The following is an 18,333-nucleotide window of genomic DNA, read 5'->3' as shown; positions in this document are numbered from 1 at the left end:
GCGCGCCGCACCCGATACCCTGGAGGGCAATCCGTCCGCCCGCCCCCGACACCGAGGATCCGCGACCACCGTGTTCGATACCCTCTCCGACCGCCTTGCAGCGACATTCAAGAACCTCCGGGGCAAGGGCCGCCTGTCCGAGGCGGACATCGACGCCACCGCGCGCGAGATCCGTATCGCCCTCCTGGAAGCCGACGTCGCGCTGCCCGTCGTGCGGGCGTTCATCAAGCAGGTCAAGGAGCGCGCGACCGGCGCCGAGGTCTCCCAGGCCCTGAACCCGGCCCAGCAGGTCATCAAGATCGTCAACGAGGAGCTCGTCGGCATCCTCGGCGGCGAGACCCGGCGCCTGCGGTTCGCCAAGACCGCCCCGACCGTGATCATGCTCGCCGGTCTCCAGGGTGCCGGTAAGACCACCCTCGCCGGAAAGCTCGGTCTCTGGCTCAAGGGCCAGGGCCACTCCCCGCTGCTCGTCGCCTGCGACCTCCAGCGTCCCAACGCCGTCACCCAGCTCGGCGTCGTCGCCGAGCGCGCGGGCGTGGCCTTCTACGGCCCGCAGCCGGGCAACGGCGTCGGCGACCCGGTCCAGGTCGCCAAGGACTCCATCGAGTACGCCCGCGGCAAGCAGTACGACATCGTCATCGTCGACACCGCCGGCCGCCTCGGCATCGACGCCGAGATGATGCAGCAGGCCGCGGACATCCGTGACGCCGTCAGCCCCGACGAGGTCCTGTTCGTCGTCGACGCCATGATCGGTCAGGACGCGGTCAACACCGCCGAGGCCTTCCGCGACGGCGTCGGCTTCGACGGCGTCGTGCTCTCCAAGCTCGACGGCGACGCCCGCGGTGGTGCCGCGCTCTCCATCGCGCACGTCACCGGCAAGCAGATCATGTTCGCCTCCAACGGCGAGAAGCTGGACGACTTCGACGCGTTCCACCCGGACCGCATGGCGTCCCGCATCCTCGGCATGGGCGACATGCTGTCGCTCATCGAGAAGGCCGAGCAGACCTTCAGCCAGGAAGAGGCCGCCAAGATGGCCTCCAAGCTGGCGTCCAAGAAGGGCCAGGAGTTCACGCTCGACGACTTCCTCGCCCAGATGGAACAGGTCCGCAAGATGGGCTCCATCTCCAAGCTGCTCGGCATGCTGCCCGGCATGGCGCAGATGAAGGAGCAGATCAACAACATCGACGAGCGTGACGTCGACCGCACGGCCGCCATCATCAAGTCGATGACGCCGGGCGAGCGGCAGGACCCGACCATCATCAACGGCTCGCGCCGCGCCCGTATCGCCAAGGGCTCGGGCGTCGAGGTCAGCACCGTCAAGGGTCTGGTCGAGCGGTTCTTCGAGGCCCGCAAGATGATGTCGCGCATGGCCCAGGGCGGCGGCATGCCCGGAATGCCGGGGATGCCGGGCATGGGCGGCGGGCCCGGCCGGCAGAAGAAGCAGATCAAGCAGGCCAAGGGCAAGCGCAAGAGCGGCAACCCGATGAAGCGCAAGGCCGAGGAGCAGGCCGCGGCGGCCCGCCGCGAGCAGGCCCAGCAGGGTGGCGCCTTCGGGCTCCCGGCGGCCGGGCAGGGCCCGCAGGACTTCGAGCTCCCGGACGAGTTCAAGAAGTTCATGGGCTGACGAAGGCCGGACGATTCGAGGGGCCCGGGACGGTACGAAACCGTCCCGGGCCCTTTTTCACACCCGCGCCCCATCCGTAATGCCGGGTTGATCCCCTTCTCGCATCATGGGGGCTGACGTCGGCTTGAGGAGAGCAGCGTGGCCAACTCCGTACCCCCGCGCGACCGGACCGACCAGCCGTGGCGCTCGGAAGGGGCCCCGCCGCCCCCGCCGTCGAAGAAGAAGATGCCCGGCGGCTGGCGGGGGCTCGTCCTCGTCGCCCTGGTCGTCTATCTCCTCACCAACATCGTGCTGTCCTTCTTCAACGGCGGCGACGGTCCGACGATCTCGTACACCGAGTTCAGCAGGCAGGTGAACGCGGGCAACGTCACCAAGATCTACTCCAAGGGCGACGCCATCCAGGGGGAGCTGAAGAACAAGCAGCCCGTGCCCGACGGGGAGGGCGACTACACCCAGTTCACCACCCAGCGGCCCGCCTTCGCCGACGACAGCCTCTGGGACGAGCTGACGCGGCAGAAGGTGACCGTCACCGCCGAGCCCGTCGTCCGGGAACGCAGCTTCCTCGCCAACCTCCTGATCTCGCTCGCGCCGATGCTGCTGCTCGTCCTGCTGTGGGTGTTCATCGCCCGCCGCATGAGCTCCGGGATGGGCGGCGCGGGCGGCATGCTCGCCCGCAAGGCACCGCCCAAGCCCGTCGAGCTGGAAGGCGCCAGGCGCACGACCTTCGAGGACGTCGCCGGCATCGACGAGGTCGAGGGCGAGCTCAACGACGTCGTCGACTTCCTCAAGAACCCGGACGCCTACCGCCGGATGGGCGCCAAGATGCCACGCGGCGTGCTCCTGGCCGGACCGCCCGGAACCGGCAAGACCCTCCTCGCGCGGGCGGTCGCGGGAGAGGCCGGAGTGCCGTTCTTCTCGGCCTCGGCGTCGGAGTTCATCGAGATGATCGTGGGCGTGGGCGCCTCCCGGGTACGCGAGCTCTTCGCCGAGGCCCGCAAGGTCGCCCCCGCCATCATCTTCATCGACGAGATCGACACCATCGGCCGGGCCCGCGGCGGCGGCTCCGGCATGGGCGGACACGACGAGCGCGAGCAGACGCTCAACCAGATCCTCACCGAGATGGACGGATTCACCGGCTCCGAGGGCGTCATCGTCCTCGCCGCCACCAACCGCGCCGACGTCCTCGACCCGGCGCTCACCCGGCCCGGCCGCTTCGACCGGATCGTCCACGTCAACCCGCCCGACCGCGGCGGCCGCGAGGCCATTTTGAGGATCCACACCCGGGAGATCCCGCTCGCCCCCGACGTCGACCTGGTCCAGGTGGCCCGCACGACCCCCGGCATGACGGGCGCGGAGCTCGCCAACCTCGCCAACGAGGCCGCCCTGCTCGCCGTGAAGCGGCAGCAGAAGCAGGTCGGCCAGTCCGACCTCTCCGACGCCCTGGAGAAGGTCCAGCTGGGCGCCGAGCGTCCGCTCGTCATGCCGGAGGAGGAACGGCGCCGCACCGCGTACCACGAGAGCGGGCACGCCCTCCTCGGCATGCTCCAACCCGGCGCCGACCCGGTCCGCAAGATCACCATCGTCCCGCGCGGCCGGGCCCTCGGCGTCACCCTGTCCACGCCGGACGCCGACAAGTACGCCTACACCGAGGAGTACCTGCGCGGCCGGATCATCGGCGCGCTGGGCGGGATGGCCGCCGAACAGGTCGTCTTCGGCGTCGTCACCACGGGCTCCGAGAGCGACCTCGAGCAGGTCACCAACATCGCCCGCGGCATGGCGGGCCGCTGGGGCATGAGCGAACGCGTCGGCCGGCTCACCGCCATCCCCGGCGACGCCCAGCAGGCGTACGGCCTGTCGGCGGCGCCCGCCACCCTCGACACGGTCGCCGAGGAGATGCGCCGGATCGTCGACGAATGCTACGAGAGCGCCGTCCGGCAGCTCGGCGACCACCGCGACCAGCTCGACGCCCTGGCGGCGGCCCTCCTCGCCAACGAGACGCTGGAGGAGGACGCCGCCTACCGCGCCGCCGGCATCACCCGCCTGAGGAAGGACACGGAAGCACCGCCGGAGGAGACATAGGGCGTGTCTTTCGGACCTTGCCGGGCTCGCGGCGTCCCGCACGCACCGGACGCCGCTCCCTGATCCGGCCTGATCCAAAAGACACGGCCTGGAGGACCCGGCGGATCAGGGCACGCGGGCGATCAGGTAGCGGAAGACGTTCGGCATCCACACCGTGCCGTCGGGGCGGATGTAGGGGTCCAGGGCCTCCAGGATCTCCTTCTCGACCTGCGCCGGCTCCGTCGCGCGGACCGCCGCGTCGAAGTCGCCCGTCGAGAGCAGCCCGCGGACCGCGCTCTCCGGGTCCGCGTAGCCGAACGGGCACGCCACCCGGCCCGAGCCGTCGGGCCGCAGCCCCGAGCGGAACACCACGTCCTCCAGATCGTCCCGCAGCGCCGGACGCCACCCCGTCAGCCGCGACGCGACCCGCAGGACCGACGCCGTCGCACACCGCTCGGGCGGCCCCCACCCCGCCAGCACCACCGCCGCCCCCGACTGGGCCAGAGGAGTGACGGCGGCCAGCGCCGGGCCGAGGCCGGCCGCCGGATGAAAGGCGGTGACGACGTCGTACGGAGCGGGGGACAGGCCCACGGCGTCCCCCGGATCGCCCCTGACGACCGTGTGCCCCGAGCCCTCCGGAAGCCGCTCCCTGGCCAGCTCCACGCGCGCGTGATCCTGGTCCACGCCGGTGACCTGTGCGCCCCGCGCGGCCGCCATCAGCAGCGCGAGGCCCGACCCGCAGCCGAGCCCGAGGACCCGGGACCCGGGACCCAGGCCGAGACGGTCGTACACCGCCTCGTACAGCGGGACCAGCATGCGTTCCTGGATCTCGACCCAGTCACGCGCGGGGTGGTGCGGGACGAGCGTAGGTGTCATGGAATGCGCCCCAATCAGTACCTGGTCGACAGCCCCCGTGTCCGTGTGCGCCCGCATCCCCCCGTATGCCAGGGAACTGCGCATCCGTCCCCGCGTCCAGTGGTGGCGCCGCACCACTTTCCCTTCGGGTGACGGCCTTTTCCTTCGGGCGACGGCTCCGGTGATGACTCCTTGACGACTCCCCCAAGGGGCGGTGCGCCGCCTTGCACCCGCACCCGGTACTGTCCTGCCACAGCCCCCGGGGCGCGTACGCCACCCCTACGCGCCGGGGCGTATGCGCCGCTACGCACCAGCTTGCAGCGAGCTGCGCGGCTTCTCCGCAGATCGGCGCACTGGCCCTCGTCACGACACAACAGCGGCAACTGACGGGTACGTGCAAATTATTTGGGATGCCCCGTAATGGAACCCGGGAGCGCCCCGGCTCGTTGTACGCGACGTGAGCACGACACCACCTGTTCTCGCCGCAGAGCTGGCACAGGCGTGGGCCGACATTCAGCGGCACCACCCCGAGCTGCCCGACCTTGCCGCGCCCGAGTCCCTGATCGGAGAGTCCTCGTCCGCCTGCGGCGCCGAACTCTCCTTCGAACGACTGCTCCATGAGGCAGTCCACGGCATCGCAGCCGCCCGAGGAGTCCGTGACACCTCGCGCGCCGGCCGCTACCACAACCGCAGATTCCTGGCGATCGCCGAGGAGATGGGCCTGGACCACCCCGAGGAGCCCCACGCGAGCAGTGGCTTCTCCCTGGTCACGCTCAACCCCGAGGCGAGGCGGCGCTACCGCCCCACGATCGAGCGGCTCCAGCGCGCCCTCAAGGCCCACACCGTCGCGACGGCCGCCGACACCAAGCGCTCCTTCCGCGGCCCGGCCGCCCGCCACGGCTCCTCCGGCGGCGGCGTCCGGGTCAAGGCCGTCTGCGACTGCGGGCGCAACGTCCGCGTGGTCCCCTCGGTCCTCGCCCAGGCCCCCATCGTGTGCGGCGGGTGCGGCAAGCCCTTCCGTATCCCGGAGACGGTCGGCGCGGCGAGATGAGAGACGGCCGGCGTACGGCCCGGGCCGGGGCCACGGCCCGGGTCCGGCGCGCCGCGCGCGTGTGGCACAATGGCTAGCTGTACTCGACAGCCGCACAGGACCCCTCTCTCCTCCGGCTGACGCGTCCATCGGGCACCCGAGTACCGCAACCCCACGTGGCATCTCATGTGCCCAACCACGTCAAGACCAGGAGACACCACTCCAGTGGCAGTCAAGATCAAGCTCAAGCGCCTCGGCAAGATTCGCCAGCCGCACTACCGCATCGTCGTCGCCGACTCCCGCACCCGCCGGGACGGTCGTGCGATCGAGGAGATCGGTCTGTACCACCCGACGTACAACCCGTCGAAGATCGAGGTGGACTCGGAGCGTGCGCAGTACTGGCTGTCCGTCGGCGCCCAGCCGACCGAGCCGGTTCTCGCCATCCTGAAGCTCACCGGCGACTGGCAGAAGCACAAGGGCCTGCCGGCCCCGGCGCCGCTGCTGCAGCCGGAGACGAAGGAGGACAAGCGCGCCTCCTTCGACGCGTTCGCCAAGACCCTCGAGGGCGACGACGCCAAGGGTGAGGCCATCACCCCGAAGGCGAAGAAGGCCGACAAGAAGGCGGACGAGGCCGAGGCCGCGTCCACCGAGTCGACCGAGGCCTGATCGTGCTCGAGGAGGCTCTCGAGCACCTCGTGAAGGGCATCGTCGACAACCCCGACGACGTGCAGGTCGCCTCGCGCACTCTGCGCCGCGGGCGCGTGCTGGAGGTCCGGGTGCACCCCGACGACCTCGGCAAGGTGATCGGCCGTAACGGCCGCACCGCACGCGCGCTGCGGACCGTCGTCGGCGCCATCGGCGGCCGTGGCATCCGCGTCGACCTCGTCGACGTGGACCAGGTCCGCTGAGAAGAGTCGGCTGTTTCACCATAGATGCGCCGGCAACGGGCCGGGGAGGGCATAGCGCCCGCCCCGGCCCGTCGTCGTCCGACAGGAGAGTGTGTACGTCGTGCAGCTGGTAGTCGCGCGGATCGGCCGCGCCCACGGGATCAAGGGCGAAGTCACCGTCGAGGTGCGTACGGACGAGCCCGAGCTCAGGCTCGCGCCCGGAGCCGTCCTGACCACCGACCCGGCCTCCGCCGGACCGTTGACCATCGAGACCGGTCGCGTCCACAGCGGCCGACTGCTGCTCCGCTTCGAAGGCGTCCGCGACCGCAACGCCGCCGAGGCTTTGCGCAACATCCTCCTCATCGCCGACGTCGACCCCGACGAGCGGCCCGAGGAGGACGACGAGTACTACGACCACCAGCTCATGGACCTGGACGTGGTCCTCACCGACGGCACCGAGATCGGCCGGATCACCGAGATCTCCCATCTGCCGTCCCAGGACCTCTTCATCGTCGAGCGGCCCGACGGCACCGAGCTGATGATCCCGTTCGTCGAGGAGATCGTCACCGAGATCGACCTGGAGGAGCAGCGGGCCGTCATCGACCCGCCGCCCGGACTGATCGACGACCGCGCCGAGATCGTCTCCTCCCGGGACGACGGCGCGCCCCAGGACGACGACGCACACCGGGACGACGACGCACGCCGGGACGACGACGCATGAGGCTCGACGTCGTCACGATCTTCCCCGAGTACCTCGAACCGCTGAACGTCTCCCTCGTCGGCAAGGCACGCGCGCGTGGACAGCTCCACGTCCACGTCCACGACCTGCGCGAGTGGACCTACGACCGGCACAACACGGTCGACGACACCCCCTACGGGGGCGGCCCCGGCATGGTCATGAAGACCGAGCCCTGGGGCGAGGCCCTCGACCAGACCCTCGCCGACGGCTACGAGGCGGGAGCCCACGGCCCGGTGATCGTCGTCCCCACCCCCAGCGGCCGCCCCTTCACCCAGGAACTCGCCGTCGAGCTCTCCGAGCGGCCCTGGCTGATCTTCACCCCCGCCCGCTACGAGGGCATCGACCGCCGGGTCATCGACGAGTACGCCACCCGGATGCCCGTCTACGAGGTGTCCATCGGCGACTACGTCCTGGCCGGCGGCGAGGCCGCCGTCCTGGTCGTCACCGAGGCCGTGGCCCGGCTGCTGCCCGGCGTCCTCGGCAACGCCGAGTCCCACCGCGACGACTCCTTCGCCCCGGGCGCCATGGCCAACCTCCTCGAAGGCCCCGTCTACACCAAGCCGCCGCAGTGGCGTGGCCGTACCATCCCCGACGTACTCCTGAGCGGGCACCACGGGAAGATCGCACGCTGGCGACGGGACGAGGCGTTCCGGCGTACGGCGCGCAACAGGCCGGATCTGATCGAGCGCTGCGACCCGGCCCTCTTCGACAAGAAGGACCGGGAGATCCTCTCCCTGCTGGGCTGGGCACCGGAGCCCGGTGGCCGATTTTGGCGCAGGCCCGACGGCGTGGAAGAATAGGCCGCTGCCGTTTGTCCGGCGTGCGCCCCTGCCACAGGGGGAACGACGCCCGCCCGCGCGACCGGCGCTCCATCCACTTCGAACGTACCGCTGATGACCTGTGGCATCAGCGAGGAAAGAGACCTCCATGGCCTCCCTGCTCGACTCGGTCAACGCGGCTTCGCTCCGCACCGACCTCCCCGCCTTCCGCCCCGGCGACACCGTGAACGTCCACGTGCGCGTCATCGAGGGCAACCGCTCCCGTATCCAGCAGTTCAAGGGCGTTGTCATCCGCCGCCAGGGCTCGGGCGTCAGCGAGACCTTCACGGTCCGCAAGGTCTCGTTCTCCGTCGGCGTCGAGCGCACCTTCCCGGTGAACAGCCCGATCTTCGAGAAGATCGAGCTCGTCAGCCGCGGTGACGTCCGTCGCGCCAAGCTCTACTACCTGCGTGAGCTGCGCGGCAAGGCCGCCAAGATCAAGGAGAAGCGCGACAACTGAGCTACGGCTCACCGTTCGCGCGGGGCTTCGGATCACTGACTCTCAGGGCGGCCGGATAGGCTCTGCCCCCGATGGACACCGAAGCACAGCACACGGAGCGCGACCGCTCCTCCGAGACGGAGGAGCGGTCGCGCTCCGCGCGTATGTCCGGGGCCGCCGAGCCGGACCGGACGGAGGCCCCGGCCGAGGTCGAGGAGCCGGATCGGGACGAGGGGCTGCCCCGGGACGAGGGGTTGCGGCCCGGAGGTGCGGAGCCCGGGGACGGGGCTGCGCTCCGGGCCGAAGAGCCGGGTGCGCCGAGGTCCGGCGCCGAGGACGCCGACACAGACACACCGGAGGAGGCCCCCGCCGGGCCGTCCTGGCGGCGTACGGGGCTCGTCGGCGGCGCCTGCGTGGTCTTCCTGCTGTTCCTGCGCCACTTCGTGCTGCAGCCGTTCCTGATCCCCAGCGGCTCGATGGAGCCGACGCTCCAGGTCGGGGACCGGATCCTGGTGAACAAGCTGGCGTACCGTTTCGGCGATGCCCCGCGCCGCGGCGACGTCGTCGTCTTCGACGGCACCGGCTCGTTCCTCCAGGAAGCTCCCGAGGAGAATCCGGTCACCGGCCTGCTGCGGGGCGCCGCCTCCTCCCTCGGCCTCGCGGAGCCCGCCGAGACCGACTTCGTGAAGCGCGTGGTGGGTGTGGGCGGCGACCGGGTCGTCTGCTGCGGCAAGGACGGCCGGCTCACCGTCAACGGCGTACCGGTCGAGGAGTGGTACGTCATGCTGGGCGACGCGCCCTCCGCCGTGCCGTTCGACATCGTCGTACCGCAGGGCACCCTGTGGGTGATGGGCGACCACCGCAGCCAGTCCAGCGACTCCCGTGACCATCTGGGGCAGCCTGGCGGCGGGATGGTGCCCGTCGGCCGGGTGATCGGGCGCGCGGACTGGATCGGCTGGCCCATCGGGCGCTGGTCGGGTGTGCCGGAGACCGGCGCCTTCGACGCCGTACCCGCTCCCGCGGCGGCCGGCCATGGGTAACCGGGGCAGACCGCCGGGGGAGCGCGGCGACGCCCTGCTGCCGACCGGCACCCGCGCCGCGGGCGGAGTCGCGCGCCCGCGGCCGGGCCGGGCGGAGCGGCGCAAGCTCGCCCGCAAGGTCAAGCGCCGCAGGCGGCGCTCCGCCGTGAAGGAGATACCGCTCCTGATCATGGTCGCCCTGCTGATCGCCCTCGTCCTGAAGACGTTCCTGGTGCAGGCGTTCGTCATCCCGTCCGGCTCCATGGAGCAGACGATCCGGATCGACGACCGGGTCGTGGTGGACAAGCTGACACCCTGGTTCGGGTCGAAGCCGCAGCGCGGCGACGTCGTCGTCTTCAAGGACCCCGGCAACTGGCTCCAGGAGGAGGCGACGCCGCCCGCCGACGACCCCGTCGGCGTCAAGCAGATCAAGCAGGTCCTGACCTTCATCGGGCTGCTGCCCTCGGCCGACGAGCGGGATCTGATCAAGCGGGTCGTCGCGGTCGGCGGCGACACGGTCGAGTGCTGCGGCGAGGACGGCCGGCTCACCGTCAACGGCGTACCGCTGGACGAACGGTATCTGCATCCCGGGAACGTTCCCTCGAAGATCCCCTTCAAGGTGAAGGTGCCGGTGGGCCGGATCTTCGTGCTGGGCGACCACCGGTCGGACTCCGCCGACTCGCGCTTCCACCTGGACGAGAAGGACCGGGGGACGATCTCCGAGGAGGACGTCGTCGGGCGGGCCGTCGCCATCGTGTGGCCCGTGGGGCACTGGCGCCGACTGGAGGAGCCGGAGACCTTCGCCGCGGTACCGGACGGCCGTTCGGGATCCGCGTCGGCACTCGGTATGTCGCATAGTGTGTCCTCGCGGAATCTGAACGGATTGCCCTGGCTCCCGACCCCTGCGGAACTCCCGCTCGTTATGGGAGTGGTGGGCCTGTCCCTGTTCGGGGGCAGGCGATTGCACGGACTGAGGAGTGGATGTGGGGGATTTGGCCGTCGGCGCACGATCCGGACACGACGAGCCCGACAAGCGGGCGGAGGGGCTCGCCGAGTCGTCGGTCGCCATGACGGATGACTCCGCAGGCCGCTCCGACGCCGATCCAGGCCCCGCCGACTCCGGGGACGCGGCGGGGGAGAGGGGAGCCGGTGCGAAGAAGCCGCGTTCCTTCTGGAAGGAGCTCCCCCTGCTGATCGGTATCGCCCTGGTGCTCGCGCTGCTGATCAAGACCTTCCTCGTGCAGGCGTTCTCGATCCCCTCGGAATCGATGCTGAACACCCTGCAGAAGGGCGACCGGGTCCTCGTGGACAAACTGACCCCGTGGTTCGGCTCCGAGCCGGACCGCGGCGAGGTCGTCGTCTTCCACGACCCGGGCGGCTGGCTGGAGAACCAGCCGGTCACCGACCCGAACGTGCTGCAGAAGTTCCTCAGCTTCATCGGCCTCATGCCGTCCGCCGAGGAGAAGGACCTGATCAAGCGGGTCATCGCGGTCGGCGGCGACACGGTCTCCTGCAAGGAGGGCGGCAAGGTCGTCCTCAACGGCAAGGAGCTGAACGAGACCGGCTATCTCTACCCCGGCTCCATGCCCTGCCAGGACTCCTTCGGCCCGATCCACGTCCCCCAGGGCAGCATCTGGGTGATGGGCGACAACCGGCAGAACTCCCTGGACTCGCGCTACCACCAGCAGCTTCCCGGCGGCGGCACCATCTCCAACGACCAGGTCGTCGGACGCGCGATCGTGGTGGCCTGGCCCGTGACCCGCTGGGCCACGCTCCCCGAGCCCGCCGTCTTCGACCAGCCGGGGCTGAACCAGGCGCTCGCCGTGGCCCCGGGCGCGGCCGGACTCGCGGGCGCGCTGCCGCTGGTGCTGTGGCGCCGGAAGCGGCTCACCTCTCGGCATACCGCGGAGTAGCGACCCGCGGGTAGGGTGCCGTCCCAGATCGTCGAACCGAGCTACGAATCCTTCGTGGTGGGGAGCGCTGGGATGAGCGGAACGATACGTACGGAAGGCGGCCGCGGCCGCCTCGGCAGTGTGCTGTCGGGGCTTGCCGTGGCCGTCGGCTGTCTGCTCTTCATCGGCGGCTTCGCCTGGGGCGCCGTGCTCTACCAGCCCTACACCGTGCCCAGCGACTCGATGACCCCGACCCTGGAGGTCGGCTCCCGGGTCCTCGCGCAGCGGATCGACGGCGACGAGGTGCGGCGCGGCGACATCGTCGTCTTCAGTGATCCGCGGTGGGGCGGTATGCCCATGGTCAAGCGGGTCGTCGGCGTCGGCGGCGACACGATCGCCTGCTGCGGCGCGGACGGACGGCTCACCATCAACGGGAAGCCGGTCGAGGAACCGTATCTGCGGCCCGGCTATCCGGCCTCGGGACAGGAATTCTCGGCCACCGTGCCGGCGGGGAACCTCTTCCTCCTCGGCGACGAGCGGCACAACTCCCTCGACTCCCGTGTCCACCTCCAGGAGGCCGGCCAGGGCTCCGTACCGCGCTCCGCGGTCACCGGGCGGGTCGACGCGATCGCCTGGCCCATGGACGGCGTCCTGGCGCGTCCCACGAGCTTCGCGGCCCTGCCGGGCGGGATCTCGGAGCCGGGGCCGGTCACGACGCTCTTCTACGCTGTCGTCGCCGGGTGTGTACTGATCCTGGCCGGGGCGGCGTACGGGCCGCTGGCGGGGCGGCTGACCGCACGGCCGCGGAAGGAGACGGCGGGCGTATGACGGGCATGGGTGAGAGGGCGGGCGCGACCGGCACACCAGGCGGCAATGGAGGCGGGGATGGTGCCGGGACCGGCGCTGTGGCCGGTGCTGTGGCCGGCGGGAGCGCTGCCGCGCCCGGCGTCGACGGGCGAGAGCTGCGACGGGTCGCACGGGTCGTGCTGCTCGATCCCGACGACCGCGTCCTCCTCCTGCACGGATACGAGCCCGACGCCCCGGAACAGACCTGGTGGTTCACCCCCGGCGGCGGTGTGGAGGGCGACGAGTCCCGCGAGCAGGCCGCGCTGCGCGAACTGGTCGAGGAGACGGGAATCACCGAGGTCGAACTGGGCCCGGTGATCTGGCGGCGAATCTGCTCGTTCCCGTTCGACGGGCGACGCTGGGACCAGGACGAGTGGTACTACCTGGCACGAACCACCCAGACCGCGACCGTGCCCGGCGGACTCACCGAGCTCGAGGCGCGCAGTGTCGCGGGGCTGAGGTGGTGGACCTCCGCCGAACTGTCGGCGGCGCGTGAGACGGTGTACCCGACCAGACTCGCCGAGTTGCTGCACACGCTGCTCGACGAGGGACCTCCGAGTGCACCGCTGGTTCTCGCCCCGGAAATCGTTTAGGGGTGCGAGAGCCTGGCGCACAATAGGGGGACGCACGGCTGAAGGGGAACATGCCATGAGCGCCGAGGACCTCGAGAAGTACGAGACCGAGATGGAGCTGAAGCTCTACCGGGAGTACCGCGACGTCGTCGGGCTGTTCAAATACGTGATCGAGACCGAGCGGCGCTTCTACCTCACCAACGACTACGAGATGCAGGTGCACTCGGTCCAGGGCGAGGTGTTCTTCGAAGTATCCATGGCGGATGCCTGGGTCTGGGACATGTACCGGCCCGCCAGGTTCGTGAAGCAGGTCCGCGTCCTCACGTTCAAGGACGTGAACATCGAGGAGCTCAACAAGAGCGACCTGGAGCTTCCCGGCAGCTGACGGGCCTCATCGGCGGTCGCTGCCGATCCGGTCGGCGACCGTCCGAAATCACCCGCACGAGTGAGGCCGATTTCCACAGGCGACCGCTCCTCCACAGCCTCCCGCACGGAACGTCGCCGGGTGTCACCGTCGGTGCCGGAGGTGGTACCGATGAACGCCACGAAAGCACTCGGACGGTACGGAGAGGAACTCGCCGTCCGCCGGCTCACCGAGACCGGCATGACCGTCCTCGCCACGAACTGGCGCTGTGGACGCGCCGGAGAGATCGACATCGTCGCCCGGGACGGCGACACCGTCGTGATCTGCGAGGTGAAAACCCGCCGCGAAGGTCCCTTCGAGCACCCCATGGCCGCCGTCACCCCCACCAAGGCCGACCGCCTCAAACGGCTCGCCGCCTGCTGGCTCGACCGCCACGGCGCACCCCCGCCCGGCGGCGGCGTCCGCATCGACCTCATCGGGGTCGTCCTGCCCCGCCGCGGCGCACCCCGCCTCACCCACGCCAGGGGCGTGGTCTGATGGGATTCGCCCGCACCTGCTCTGTCGCCCTCGTCGGGGTCGAAGGCGTCGTCGTCGAGGTCCAGGCCGACCTGGAAGCCGGAGTCGCCGCGTTCACCCTCGTCGGACTCCCCGACAAGAGCCTCAGCGAAAGCCGCGACCGAGTCAGGGCCGCCATCGTCAACTCCGACGCCGAATGGCCCCAGAAGAAACTCACCGTCGGACTCAGCCCCGCGTCCGTCCCCAAAGGCGGCAGCGGCTTCGACCTCGCCGTCGCCGCCGCGGTGCTCGGCGCCGCCGAACGCATCGACCCCCGCGTCATCGCCGACCTCGTCCTCATCGGCGAACTCGGACTCGACGGCCGCGTACGCCCCGTACGAGGCGTCCTGCCCGCCGTCCTCGCCGCGGCCGACGCCGGCTACCGACAAGTCGTCGTCCCCGAACAGACCGCCGGCGAAGCCGCCCTCGTACCCGGAGTCTCCGTCCTCGGCGTCCGCAGCCTGCGCCAGCTCATCGCCGTCCTCACCGACGAACCCGTCCCCCAGGAGGAACCCGCCGAGGAAGGCCGCCCCGACGCCATGCTCGCCGGACTCCTCGTCCCCGGCGCCGGCGTCGGCACCGGACTGGCCGCCGACCCCGCCGACGGACCCGACCTCGCCGACGTCGCCGGACAACACGGCGCCCGCAGGGCCCTCGAAGTCGCCGCCGCCGGCAGCCACCACCTGCTGCTCTCCGGCCCACCAGGCGCCGGCAAGACCATGCTCGCCGAACGGCTCCCCGGCATCCTGCCCCCACTCACCCGCCAGGAGTCCCTGGAAGTCACCGCCGTCCACTCCGTCGCCGGCATCCTCCCGCCGGGCGAACCCCTCGTCCGCCGCGCGCCCTACTGCGCACCCCACCACTCCGCGACCATGCAGTCCCTCATCGGCGGCGGCAACGGACTCCCGCGACCCGGCGCCGTCTCCCTCGCCCACCGAGGCGTCCTCTTCCTCGACGAGGCCCCGGAGTTCTCGGGCAAAGCACTGGACGCCCTGCGCCAGCCCCTCGAATCAGGGCACGTCGTCGTCGCCCGCGCCGCCGGAGTCGTACGCCTGCCGGCCCGCTTCCTCCTCGCCCTCGCCGCCAACCCCTGCCCCTGCGGACGCCACACCCTGCACGGCGCCGGATGCGAATGCCCCGCCTCCCTCATCCGCCGCTACCAGGCACGGATCTCCGGACCCCTCCTCGATCGCATCGACCTGCGCGTCGAAGCCGAACCCGTCACCCGCTCCGACCTCCTCGCCCAAGGCGGCCGGGGCGAATCCACCACGGCCGTCGCCGACCGCGTCCGCGAGGCACGCGACCGAGCCGCCACCCGCCTCGCGGACACCCCCTGGACCGTCAACAGCGAAGTGCCGGGACACGAACTCCGCACCCGCTACACCGTCACCCCCGGCGCCCTCGCGGCCGCCGAACGAGACATCGAACGCGGCATGCTCACCGCCCGCGGCCTCGACCGGGTCCTCCGCGTCGCCTGGACCGTCGCCGACCTCGCCGGACGCGACCGGCCCGACGCCCAGGACGTCGGCCTCGCCCTGGAACTGCGCACCGGCATCGCCCGGGGCGTGGCCGTGGGAGCGGGCGACCACTCATGAACATGGACGACGAGCGCCTCGCCCGCGCCGCCCTCACCCGCATCGTCGAACCCGGCGACGAACACGCCGGCCGCTGGCTGGACCGATACGGCGCGAACGGGTTCCTCCAGCGCCTCAGGGACCCGGCCCGGCAAGAACCCGACACCGGCCCCCTGCCCGAGCAAGGGGCAGGCACCCTGCCCGAGCCACGGGCCGGAACCCCCGAACCATTGGTCGGAACGCTGCCCGAGCCACGGGCCGGCGCCGCCCACCCCGCGAGCGGCGGACTCCCGCCCGAGCGTTCCGCCGACCTCGGACCGTTCCCCGGAACCGGTGAGAAGCGGATCGACGGATGGCGACGGCGGGCCGCCGACGCCGAACCCCGACGGGACCTCGACGCCATCGCCCACCACGGCGGACGCTTCGTCATCCCCGGCGACACCGAATGGCCCCGACAACTCGACGACCTCGGCGACGCCCGCCCCATCGGCCTCTGGATCCGCGGCCCGGCCGACCTGCGCTCCTGGGCCCTGCGCTCCGTCGCCGTCGTCGGCGCCCGCGCCTGCACCCCGTACGGCGCCCACATCGCCACCACACTCGCCTCCGACCTCGCCGAACGCGGCTGGGTCGTCGTCTCCGGAGCCGCCTTCGGCATCGACGGCGCCGCCCACCGAGGCGCCCTCGCCGCCCACGGCGCCACCGTCGCCGTCCTCGCCTGCGGCGTCGACACCCCCTACCCCCGCGGCCACGCCGGCCTCCTCGGCCGCATCGCCGAACAGGGCCTCGTCATCGGCGAGTTACCACCCGGCAGCCACCCCACCCCCAGCCGCTTCATCCTCCGCAACCGCGTCATCGCCGCCCTCACCCGAGGCACCGTCGTGGTCGAGGCCGAATACCGCAGCGGCTCCCTCGCCACCGCCCGCCACGCCCAACGCCTCGGCCGCCACACCATGGGCGTCCCCGGCGCCGTCACCAGCGGCCTCTCCGCCGGCGTCCACGAACTCCTGCGCGGCCACGCCACCCTGGTCACCGACGCCGCGGAGGTCGTCGAACTCGTCGGCGACATGGGCGAACTCGCACCCGCCCGCCGCGGCCCCGTCCTGCCCAGAGACCTCCTCGCCCCCGCCACGGCCCGGGTCCTCGAAGCCCTGCCCGCCCGCCGCCCCACCCCCGTGGCCGAGATCGCCGGACGAGCCGGCACCACCCCCGACGACACCCTCGCCCGGCTGTACGAACTGCACTCCTTGGGGTACGTCGAACGGCAAGGAGAAGACTGGCGGTTGACGAACAGCCCGCCCGAAGGGTCGAACGCGCGGCGAGGCGGTACTTGACCTGGGGCATTCGGGTGAAAAGGTGATGCCGATGAACAACCGAGTTCTCTCGGCCGCACCCGAGGAGCCGACACACGCCACGGCCAGGGTTCGAAGATGTGGCCGACGCCCCCACCCGGACCGGCGCTATCCACCGATGTTCGCGCACCGCGACAGTCCAGTCACGCTACGCTCGCCAGGATTCACTACCGGACACCCACCCCGACTCACTCCACAGCAGAACGGCTCAAGGCAACGCATGCCCCAGCACACCTCCGGGTCTGACCGCGCTGCGGTGCCCCCAGCGGCCCGGGGCACCGTGCGACCGCCCGCACCGACATCGCTCGACGAGCTCTGGCGGTCCTACAAGGACACGGGAGACGAGCGGCTGCGGGAGCAGTTGATCCTCCACTACTCCCCGCTCGTCAAGTACGTCGCCGGCCGCGTCAGTGTGGGACTGCCGTCCAATGTGGAGCAGGCGGACTTCGTCTCCTCCGGGGTCTTCGGCCTCATCGACGCCATCGAGAAGTTCGACGTCGAGCGAGCCATCAAGTTCGAGACGTACGCCATCACCCGCATCCGCGGCGCGATGATCGACGAGCTGCGCGCCCTCGACTGGATCCCCCGCTCCGTACGCCAGAAGGCCCGCAACGTCGAGCGCGCGTACGCCACCCTCGAAGCCCAACTGCGGCGCACCCCGACCGAGACCGAGGTCGCCGCCGAGATGGGTATCGCGGTGGAAGAACTGCACGCGGTTTTCAGCCAGTTGTCCCTCGCGAACGTGGTCGCGCTCGAAGAGCTGCTGCATGTCGGCGGAGAGGGCGGCGACCGGCTGTCGATCATGGACACGCTCGAGGACACCGCCGCCGACAACCCCGTCGAGGTCGCCGAGGACCGCGAGCTGCGCCGCCTGCTGGCCCGGGCCATCAACACCCTCCCCGAACGGGAGAAGACCGTCGTCACGCTCTACTACTACGAAGGACTCACCCTCGCCGAGATCGGCCATGTCCTCGGCGTCACCGAGAGCAGGGTCAGCCAGATCCACACCAAGTCCGTCCTCCAGCTGCGCGCAAAGCTGGCCGATGTAGGACGCTGACGCCGCGGGGCCGGTCGTACAGTGGAGCCGTGCCCAGGATTCGAGCGGCCTCCGTGGCCGAGCACCGGTCGATGCAGCGCGGCGCCCTGCTGGACGCCGCGCGATCCCTGCTGTCCGAAGGCGGGACGGAAGCGCTGACCTTCCCCGCCCTCGCCGAGCGCACGGGCCTGGCCCGCTCCTCGGTGTACGAGTACTTCCGCTCCCGCGCGGCCGTGGTCGAGGAGCTGTGCGCCGTCGACTTCCCCGTCTGGGCGGCCGAGGTCGAATCGGCGATGGCCGAGGCCGGCACCGCCGAGGGCAAGGTCGAGGCCTACGTCCGCAAGCAACTGGAGCTGGTGGGCGACCGACGTCACCGCGCCGTCGTCGCGATCTCCGCGAGCGAACTGGACGACGGCGCCCGCGAGAAGATCCGCGCAGCCCACGGCGGCCTGGTCGCCATGATCGTCGAAGCCCTCGGCGACCTCGGCCAGGACCAGCCCCGCCTCGGCGCGATGCTCCTCCAAGGCGTGGTGGACGCTGCCGTGCGCCGCATCGAACTCGGAGCGGCCGAGGACCCGGCCCGGATCGCGGAGGCCGCGGTCTCCATGGCCCTCCGCGGCGTCCGGGGCTGACCCCCCTCCCCCTGGGCCCGGGGTGGGGGGCGCGCGGGGGGGGC

The 18,333-nt window shown here is 71.2% G+C and carries 20 protein-coding genes; 19 read left to right on the top strand and 1 reads right to left on the bottom strand.

Going from position 1 to position 18,333, the window contains the following annotated elements:
• The first annotated feature begins 70 nt into the window (after window positions 1–70).
• Together ffh and ftsH are read left to right on the top strand one after the other, a co-directional pair.
• Complete coding sequence (ffh, locus tag ABZY12_RS25385) at window positions 71–1,624, top strand: signal recognition particle protein (protein WP_356894117.1); 1,554 nt, start codon at window positions 71–73, stop codon at window positions 1,622–1,624.
• A 138-nt stretch (window positions 1,625–1,762) separates the two neighbouring features.
• Window positions 1,763–3,703, top strand: coding sequence for an ATP-dependent zinc metalloprotease FtsH (gene ftsH, locus ABZY12_RS25380; protein WP_356894115.1), 1,941 nt, complete (start codon window positions 1,763–1,765; stop codon window positions 3,701–3,703).
• A 105-nt stretch (window positions 3,704–3,808) separates the two neighbouring features.
• Here the strand turns inward: ftsH and ABZY12_RS25375 are convergent, their stop codons facing one another.
• Complete coding sequence (locus ABZY12_RS25375) at window positions 3,809–4,558, bottom strand: class I SAM-dependent methyltransferase (protein ID WP_356894113.1); 750 nt, start codon at window positions 4,556–4,558, stop codon at window positions 3,809–3,811.
• A 436-nt stretch (window positions 4,559–4,994) separates the two neighbouring features.
• Between ABZY12_RS25375 and ABZY12_RS25370 the strand changes: the two genes are divergently transcribed.
• The 17 genes from ABZY12_RS25370 to ABZY12_RS25290 all read left to right on the top strand — a co-directional run bounded on the left by ABZY12_RS25370 (window position 4,995) and on the right by ABZY12_RS25290 (window position 18,289).
• Window positions 4,995–5,588 carry a hypothetical protein gene (locus ABZY12_RS25370; protein ID WP_356894111.1) on the top strand — a complete coding sequence of 198 codons (594 nt, stop codon included), beginning with the start codon at window positions 4,995–4,997 and terminating at the stop codon, window positions 5,586–5,588.
• A gap of 204 nt (window positions 5,589–5,792) precedes the next feature.
• Window positions 5,793–6,233, top strand: a complete 441-nt coding sequence (gene rpsP, locus ABZY12_RS25365; protein ID WP_158990950.1) for a 30S ribosomal protein S16 — start codon at window positions 5,793–5,795, stop codon at window positions 6,231–6,233.
• Window positions 6,234–6,235: 2 nt separating this feature from the next.
• Window positions 6,236–6,475, top strand: a complete 240-nt coding sequence (locus ABZY12_RS25360; protein ID WP_003980229.1) for an RNA-binding protein — start codon at window positions 6,236–6,238, stop codon at window positions 6,473–6,475.
• Between the two features lie 100 nt (window positions 6,476–6,575).
• Window positions 6,576–7,175: a ribosome maturation factor RimM gene (rimM, locus tag ABZY12_RS25355; RefSeq protein WP_356894109.1), complete on the top strand. Its 600-nt coding sequence runs from the start codon at window positions 6,576–6,578 to the stop codon at window positions 7,173–7,175.
• The gene (gene trmD / locus ABZY12_RS25350; RefSeq protein ID WP_356894107.1) at window positions 7,172–7,993 is read left to right on the top strand and encodes a tRNA (guanosine(37)-N1)-methyltransferase TrmD; all 822 of its coding nucleotides are present in this window, start codon (window positions 7,172–7,174) and stop codon (window positions 7,991–7,993) included. Before rimM ends, trmD begins: the two co-directional genes overlap by 4 nt.
• Before the next feature lie 127 nt (window positions 7,994–8,120).
• On the top strand, window positions 8,121–8,471 hold the full coding sequence (gene rplS, locus ABZY12_RS25345) for a 50S ribosomal protein L19 (RefSeq protein ID WP_356894105.1): 351 nt from the start codon (window positions 8,121–8,123) through the stop codon (window positions 8,469–8,471).
• 71 nt (window positions 8,472–8,542) lie between these two features.
• Entirely contained in the window at window positions 8,543–9,490 is a 948-nt protein-coding gene (gene lepB / locus ABZY12_RS25340; RefSeq protein WP_356894103.1) for a signal peptidase I, read from the top strand.
• Window positions 9,483–10,547: a signal peptidase I gene (gene lepB / locus ABZY12_RS25335; protein ID WP_356894101.1), complete on the top strand. Its 1,065-nt coding sequence runs from the start codon at window positions 9,483–9,485 to the stop codon at window positions 10,545–10,547. Before lepB (ABZY12_RS25340) ends, lepB (ABZY12_RS25335) begins: the two co-directional genes overlap by 8 nt.
• Window positions 10,462–11,382: a signal peptidase I gene (gene lepB / locus ABZY12_RS25330; protein WP_356894204.1), complete on the top strand. Its 921-nt coding sequence runs from the start codon at window positions 10,462–10,464 to the stop codon at window positions 11,380–11,382. The genes lepB (ABZY12_RS25335) and lepB (ABZY12_RS25330) overlap by 86 nt, the downstream gene beginning before the upstream one ends.
• 72 nt (window positions 11,383–11,454) lie before the next feature.
• A complete protein-coding gene (lepB, locus tag ABZY12_RS25325) occupies window positions 11,455–12,189 on the top strand; it encodes a signal peptidase I (protein WP_356894099.1) in 735 nt (244 codons plus the stop codon).
• Between the two features lie 5 nt (window positions 12,190–12,194).
• Window positions 12,195–12,800: an NUDIX hydrolase gene (locus ABZY12_RS25320; RefSeq protein WP_356894202.1), complete on the top strand. Its 606-nt coding sequence runs from the start codon at window positions 12,195–12,197 to the stop codon at window positions 12,798–12,800.
• A gap of 55 nt (window positions 12,801–12,855) precedes the next feature.
• Entirely contained in the window at window positions 12,856–13,164 is a 309-nt protein-coding gene (locus ABZY12_RS25315) for a DUF2469 domain-containing protein (protein WP_005311352.1), read from the top strand.
• A 150-nt stretch (window positions 13,165–13,314) separates the two neighbouring features.
• The gene (locus tag ABZY12_RS25310) at window positions 13,315–13,680 is read left to right on the top strand and encodes a YraN family protein (protein ID WP_356894097.1); all 366 of its coding nucleotides are present in this window, start codon (window positions 13,315–13,317) and stop codon (window positions 13,678–13,680) included.
• Entirely contained in the window at window positions 13,680–15,293 is a 1,614-nt protein-coding gene (locus tag ABZY12_RS25305) for a YifB family Mg chelatase-like AAA ATPase (protein ID WP_356894095.1), read from the top strand. Before ABZY12_RS25310 ends, ABZY12_RS25305 begins: the two co-directional genes overlap by 1 nt.
• A gap of 2 nt (window positions 15,294–15,295) precedes the next feature.
• On the top strand, window positions 15,296–16,603 hold the full coding sequence (gene dprA / locus ABZY12_RS25300; RefSeq protein ID WP_356894093.1) for a DNA-processing protein DprA: 1,308 nt from the start codon (window positions 15,296–15,298) through the stop codon (window positions 16,601–16,603).
• A 238-nt stretch (window positions 16,604–16,841) separates the two neighbouring features.
• Window positions 16,842–17,678 carry an RNA polymerase sigma factor WhiG gene (gene whiG / locus ABZY12_RS25295; RefSeq protein ID WP_356894091.1) on the top strand — a complete coding sequence of 279 codons (837 nt, stop codon included), beginning with the start codon at window positions 16,842–16,844 and terminating at the stop codon, window positions 17,676–17,678.
• Between the two features lie 53 nt (window positions 17,679–17,731).
• Window positions 17,732–18,289, top strand: a complete 558-nt coding sequence (locus ABZY12_RS25290; RefSeq protein WP_356894200.1) for a helix-turn-helix domain-containing protein — start codon at window positions 17,732–17,734, stop codon at window positions 18,287–18,289.
• Window positions 18,290–18,333: the final 44 nt, after the last annotated feature.

The organism is Streptomyces sp. NPDC006551, assembly GCF_040611675.1.
In the GTDB taxonomy this organism is placed as follows: domain Bacteria; phylum Actinomycetota; class Actinomycetes; order Streptomycetales; family Streptomycetaceae; genus Streptomyces.
Note: the sequence above shows the minus strand (reverse complement) of the source record. Positions and strands in the feature narration are given on the sequence as shown.